At 62.3% G+C, this 5246-nt stretch carries 5 protein-coding genes; 3 read left to right on the top strand and 2 right to left on the bottom strand.

Features of this window, described 5'->3' with window-relative positions; genetic code table 11:
- Window positions 1-43: 43 nt before the first annotated feature.
- The gene (locus OC610_RS20605; RefSeq protein WP_264430302.1) at window positions 44-424 is read right to left on the bottom strand and encodes a COG4315 family predicted lipoprotein; all 381 of its coding nucleotides are present in this window, start codon (window positions 422-424) and stop codon (window positions 44-46) included.
- Between the two features lie 152 nt (window positions 425-576).
- Here OC610_RS20605 and phoB point away from each other — a divergent pair, with 152 nt between their 5' ends.
- The 3 genes from phoB (at window position 577) to OC610_RS20590 (ending at window position 4096) form a co-directional block, all read left to right on the top strand.
- Window positions 577-1266: a phosphate regulon transcriptional regulator PhoB gene (gene phoB / locus OC610_RS20600; protein WP_003177195.1), complete on the top strand. Its 690-nt coding sequence runs from the start codon at window positions 577-579 to the stop codon at window positions 1264-1266.
- A gap of 80 nt (window positions 1267-1346) precedes the next feature.
- Complete coding sequence (phoR, locus tag OC610_RS20595) at window positions 1347-2633, top strand: phosphate regulon sensor histidine kinase PhoR (protein WP_264430304.1); 1287 nt, start codon at window positions 1347-1349, stop codon at window positions 2631-2633.
- A gap of 122 nt (window positions 2634-2755) precedes the next feature.
- Entirely contained in the window at window positions 2756-4096 is a 1341-nt protein-coding gene (locus OC610_RS20590; protein WP_181288308.1) for a hemolysin family protein, read from the top strand.
- Between the two features lie 135 nt (window positions 4097-4231).
- Here the strand turns inward: OC610_RS20590 and OC610_RS20585 are convergent, their stop codons facing one another.
- Window positions 4232-5128 (bottom strand): peptidoglycan DD-metalloendopeptidase family protein, encoded by an 897-nt coding sequence (locus OC610_RS20585; protein WP_264430299.1) that lies wholly within the window; start codon window positions 5126-5128, stop codon window positions 4232-4234.
- Window positions 5129-5246 lie beyond the last annotated feature (118 nt).

Here is a 5246-nt window from a genome sequence, read left to right as displayed (position 1 = left end):
GGGAGCAAGCTCCCTCGCCACGGAAAGCGGTTCGAGCAGTCAGTCAGGGCTTGGCGACATGCCAAACTTTACCCTTTTCGTCACCGGTCTTTTCACCCGCCTTCTTGTCGTCGATGTAGGTGTAAAGCGGCTTACCCTTGTAGGCCCACTGTGACTTGTTATCGTCGCGGGTAATTACGGTCCAGTCACCGCTGGGCATGGCGGTGCTGTCAGCCATGAGCGGCGGCCAGTTGGTTGCGCATTGGCCGTTGCACATCGATTTGTCGCCCGCATCCTTGTCGAACGTATACAGCGTCATGCCCTCATGCGTGGTCAGCACGCCATCCTTGGCCATCGCCGGCTCGCCCGCCGCGAACGCCATCCCAGGCAATGCCAGCGCAGCCACCAGCCCCAGCACCTTGATGGATTGGGTGAAGTGATTCATGGAAACCTTCCTTTGTAGTTGTCAGGATTCGGACTGAAAAGCGTAGTCCAGGATCCCCTTTGCTGCCTCGCACAGAAATTTCTGTCACACGACTGCAATAATTCCGTTATCTAATGCGGCGCAAGACAGTTAAATGACAAGAGGATTACCCCATGGTTGGCAGGAGCATTCTGATCGTCGACGACGAGGCGCCCATCCGCGAGATGATCGCCGTTGCGTTGGAGATGGCCGGCTATGACTGCATGGAAGCAGAGAACTCCCAACAGGCCCACGCCATCATCGTCGACCGCAAGCCCGACCTGATCCTGCTGGACTGGATGCTGCCCGGCACGTCCGGCATCGAGCTGGCGCGGCGCCTCAAGCGTGATGAGCTGACCGGTGATATCCCGATCATCATGCTCACCGCCAAGGGCGAAGAGGACAACAAGATCCAGGGCCTGGAAGTCGGCGCCGACGACTACATCACCAAGCCGTTTTCCCCACGAGAACTGGTCGCGCGCCTCAAGGCCGTTCTGCGTCGCGCCGGGCCGACCGATGGCGAGGCGCCCATCGAAGTCGGCGGCCTGCTGCTCGATCCGATCAGCCATCGCGTGACCATCGACGGCAAACCCGCCGAGATGGGCCCGACCGAATACCGCCTGCTGCAGTTTTTCATGACCCACCAGGAGCGCGCCTACACCCGTGGACAGCTGCTGGACCAGGTCTGGGGCGGCAACGTGTATGTCGAGGAGCGCACCGTGGACGTACACATCCGCCGCCTGCGCAAAGCCCTCGGCGATGCCTACGAGAATCTGGTACAAACCGTGCGCGGCACCGGTTATCGTTTTTCGACAAAGGCCTGATCCGAGCCCTTACCGCCCGACAAGCTGACAAGGACGCGCGTCACGTGAATCAAAACTGGCATGGCACCCTGATTCGCCACATGTTGTTGCTGGTTACCGGTTGCCTGTTGATCGGCCTGATCACCGGGTATTACGGCTGGAGCCTGGCCGCGGGCCTGGGGCTCTACCTGGCCTGGACGCTCAAGCAGTTGTTGCGCCTGCACGAGTGGCTGCGCCTGCACCAACCCGACGAAGCCCCGCCTGACGGCTATGGCCTGTGGGGCGAGGTGTTCGACAGCATCTACCACCTGCAACGGCGCGACCAGCGCGTTCGGGGCCGCCTGCAAGCCGTGATCGACCGTGTCCAGGAGTCCACCGCGGCACTGAAGGACGCGGTGATCATGCTCGACAGCGACGGCAACCTGGAATGGTGGAACCGCGCCGCCGAAACCCTGCTGGGCCTCAAGACGCCCCAGGACAGCGGGCAACCGGTGACCAACCTGGTGCGCCACCCGCGCTTCAAGGAATATTTCGAGCAGGACAATTACGCCGAGCCGCTGGAAATCCCCTCGCCGACCAACGATCGGCTGCGCATCCAGCTCTACATCACCCGCTACGGCAACAACGAGCATTTGATGCTGGTGCGGGACGTGACGCGCATTCATCAACTGGAGCAGATGCGCAAGGATTTCATCGCCAACGTGTCCCATGAATTGCGCACGCCATTGACGGTTATCTGTGGCTATCTGGAAACCCTGCTCGACAACGTCGAGGAGGTGAACCCCCGTTGGAGCCGGGCCTTGCAGCAGATGCATCAGCAGAGCGGACGCATGCAGACCCTGCTCAACGACCTGCTGTTGCTGGCCAAGCTGGAAGCCACCGATTACCCATCGGACAACCAGCCGGTGCCCATCGAGGAGCTGCTGCAGACCATCGCCGAAGATGCGCAAGAGCTGTCCGGCCCCAAGCAACAGGCGATCACGCTTGAAGCCGACCCCTCCGTACAACTCAAGGGCAGCGAGGCGGAACTGCGCAGCGCGTTTTCCAACCTGGTGTTCAACGCGGTCAAGTACACGCCGGAGCAAGGGCGGATCCACGTCCGCTGGTGGGGCGATGAGCAAGGCGCGCACCTGAGCGTGCGTGACTCCGGCATCGGCATCGACAGCAAGCACCTGCCGCGCTTGACCGAACGGTTCTACCGGGTCGACTCCAGCCGCAACTCCAACACCGGCGGAACCGGCTTGGGATTGGCCATCGTCAAACACGTTCTGCTGCGTCATCGCGGGCGCATGGAAATCAGCAGCGTGCCCGGCCACGGCAGTACGTTTACCTGCCATTTCACCCCGGCCCAGGTGGTTCACGGGCGGCGTTCAAGCCGCGACGAGTGATACCGACCGGCCGTCCCCTCTAGGCAATCGACCAGTCAGCCGCTACATTGGCTGACTTGTGCCTGCCTTTTCAGGCGCTGATTTTCAACTCTACGAACATACGGAACCCGCAAAACCCCATCATGGACCCTTCCCCTGGCTTGTCCCTCGTTACGCTCTTCGCCGAATTCGGCATGATTCTCTTTGCTCTGATCCTGGTCCTGCTCAACGGTTTTTTCGTTGCGGCCGAATTCGCCATGGTCAAGCTGCGCTCGACCCGGGTCGAGGCCATCGCCGAGCAGAACGGCTGGCGCGGGCATATCCTGCGCACTGTCCACAGCCAACTCGACGCCTACCTGTCGGCTTGCCAATTGGGCATCACCCTGGCCTCCCTGGGCCTGGGCTGGGTCGGTGAGCCGGCGTTCGCCCACATCCTCGAACCGTTGCTCGGCGCGGTCGGCGTCCAGTCGCCGGAAGTGATCAAGGGCGTATCGTTCTTCACCGCGTTCTTCATCATTTCTTACCTGCACATCGTGGTCGGTGAGCTGGCGCCCAAGTCCTGGGCCATCCGCAAACCCGAGCTGCTGTCGCTGTGGACGGCCGTGCCGCTGTACCTGTTCTACTGGGCGATGTACCCGGCGATCTACCTGCTCAATGCCAGCGCCAACGCCATCTTGCGCATTGCCGGCCAAGGCGAGCCCGGGCCGCATCATGAACACCATTACAGTCGCGAGGAGCTGAAGCTGATCCTGCATTCCAGCCGTGGCCAGGACCCGAGCGACCAAGGCATGCGCGTGCTGGCCTCCGCCGTGGAGATGGGCGAGCTGGAAGTGGTGGACTGGGCGAACTCCCGGGAAGACCTGGTGACGCTGGAGTTCAACGCGCCGCTCAAGGAAATCCTCGCGCTGTTCCGCCGCCACAAATTCAGTCGTTACCCGGTGTATGACAGCGAGCGACAGGAGTTCGTCGGCCTGCTGCACATCAAGGACCTGCTGCTGGAACTGGCCGCCCTGGACCACATTCCCGAGTCGTTCAACCTGGCTGAACTGACCCGGCCGCTGGAGCGCGTGTCGCGGCACATGCCGTTGTCGCAGTTGCTGGAGCAGTTCCGCAAGGGCGGCTCGCACTTCGCCGTGGTCGAGGAAGCCGATGGCAACATCATCGGCTACCTGACCATGGAAGACGTGCTGGAAGTGTTGGTAGGCGATATCCAGGACGAACACCGCAAGGCCGAACGCGGGATCCTGGCCTACCAGCCGGGCAAGCTGCTGGTGCGCGGCGACACGCCGCTGTTCAAGGTCGAGCGCCTGCTGGGGATCGACCTGGATCATATCGAGGCGGAAACGCTGGCCGGGCTGGTCTATGAAACCCTCAAGCGCGTGCCGGAAGAGGAAGAAGTGCTGGAAGTCGAAGGCCTGCGGATCATCATCAAGAAGATGAAAGGGCCGAAGATCATCCTGGCGAAGGTGTTGATGCTCGATTGAGTTCCAACAGGCGCCCCCCCTGTGGCGAGGGAGCTTGCTCCCGCTCGGCTGCGCAGCAGTCGTCGCTTTTGGGGCCGCTCCGCGACCCGGCGGGAGCAAGCTCCCTCGCCACGAAAAGCCCATCCAGCGTGAGTGCTACTGCTTGCCCAACGCAAAGTTGGGCAGCTCGCCCACCGGTTGGTTGAACTGGTAGGGAATCGACACCAAGCCCAGCCCGGTGTTGCGCTGCACCACGAAGTGCAAGTGCGGGCCTGAGCTGTTGCCGGTGTTGCCCGACAGCGCCAACGGCGTACCCACCATGACCCGCTGCCCTTCCCTGACGCTCACCGAACCTTTTTGCAGGTGCAGATAAACGCCCATGGTCCCGTCATCGTGCAGCACGCGCACGAAGTTGCCCGAAGGATCGGTGCCACGCCCGGTCTGCTCGTTCTCGGTCTTGACCACCACGCCGCCCCGCGCCGCGATGATCGGCGTGCCTACGGGCATGGCGATGTCCATGGCGTAGCGGCTCTTCGGGCCGTAATGGCTGTATTGACCGTTGGCGCCCTGGCTCAGCCGAAACGGCCCGCCGCGCCACGGCAACGGATATTGATAGGCCTGTGCGGCGCCTGCCGGGTCGCCCAAGGAGTATTCGAACCTTGGGGTATACGCCAGCGGCCTTCCCGGTCGCGTCGCCGTCAGCAGCGCCAGGCGCAGGTTGCTGCGTGCTGGCATTACCCGACGAATCGGCCGGCTCGGCGCACCGCTCACGTTGCGCAGCCCGGCGAAACTCAGCTCGATCTCCACGGGCGCATACAGGTCATTGCGCACGTACACTGCGTCCGCGCCCTTCTGCTTCTTGATATCGAGGAACACCTGCCGCTCAAGGCGCTCGACCATGCGGTCGCGGAACACGAACACCTGCGAACCCTTGCTGGGGCGGTCGCTATAGGAGACCACACCATTGGCATCGGTGGATTTGTAGATGGTCATGGCCATGGCCGGGGTGGCAGCCAGGACGAGACCACAGGCGAACAGCAACGGCACGAGCATGGGCAAGAATTCTGTCGAAATGAAGGCCTGCAAAGCAGCCTAGCAGCTGGGATGGACCAGCGTAGTCGGCAGATGTTTCAAAATTGGATCAGCGGTCGGTGTTGGAGCTGATGGCCTC

The organism is Pseudomonas agronomica (assembly GCF_025917275.1).
Classification (GTDB): Bacteria; Pseudomonadota; Gammaproteobacteria; order Pseudomonadales; family Pseudomonadaceae; genus Aquipseudomonas; species Aquipseudomonas agronomica.
This window is presented reverse-complemented; position numbering and strand designations above follow the sequence as displayed.

What these genes read in the sequence shown, in the direction of transcription:
- OC610_RS20590 (WP_181288308.1), top strand. Translation starts at nt 2,756, where the DNA reads ATGGACCCTTCCCCTGGCTTGTCCCTCGTTACGCTCTTCGCCGAATTC.
- OC610_RS20605 (WP_264430302.1), bottom strand. Translation starts at nt 424, where the DNA reads ATGAATCACTTCACCCAATCCATCAAGGTGCTGGGGCTGGTGGCTGCG.
- phoR (WP_264430304.1), top strand. Translation starts at nt 1,347, where the DNA reads ATGTTGTTGCTGGTTACCGGTTGCCTGTTGATCGGCCTGATCACCGGG.
- phoB (WP_003177195.1), top strand. Translation starts at nt 577, where the DNA reads ATGGTTGGCAGGAGCATTCTGATCGTCGACGACGAGGCGCCCATCCGC.
- OC610_RS20585 (WP_264430299.1), bottom strand. Translation starts at nt 5,128, where the DNA reads ATGCTCGTGCCGTTGCTGTTCGCCTGTGGTCTCGTCCTGGCTGCCACC.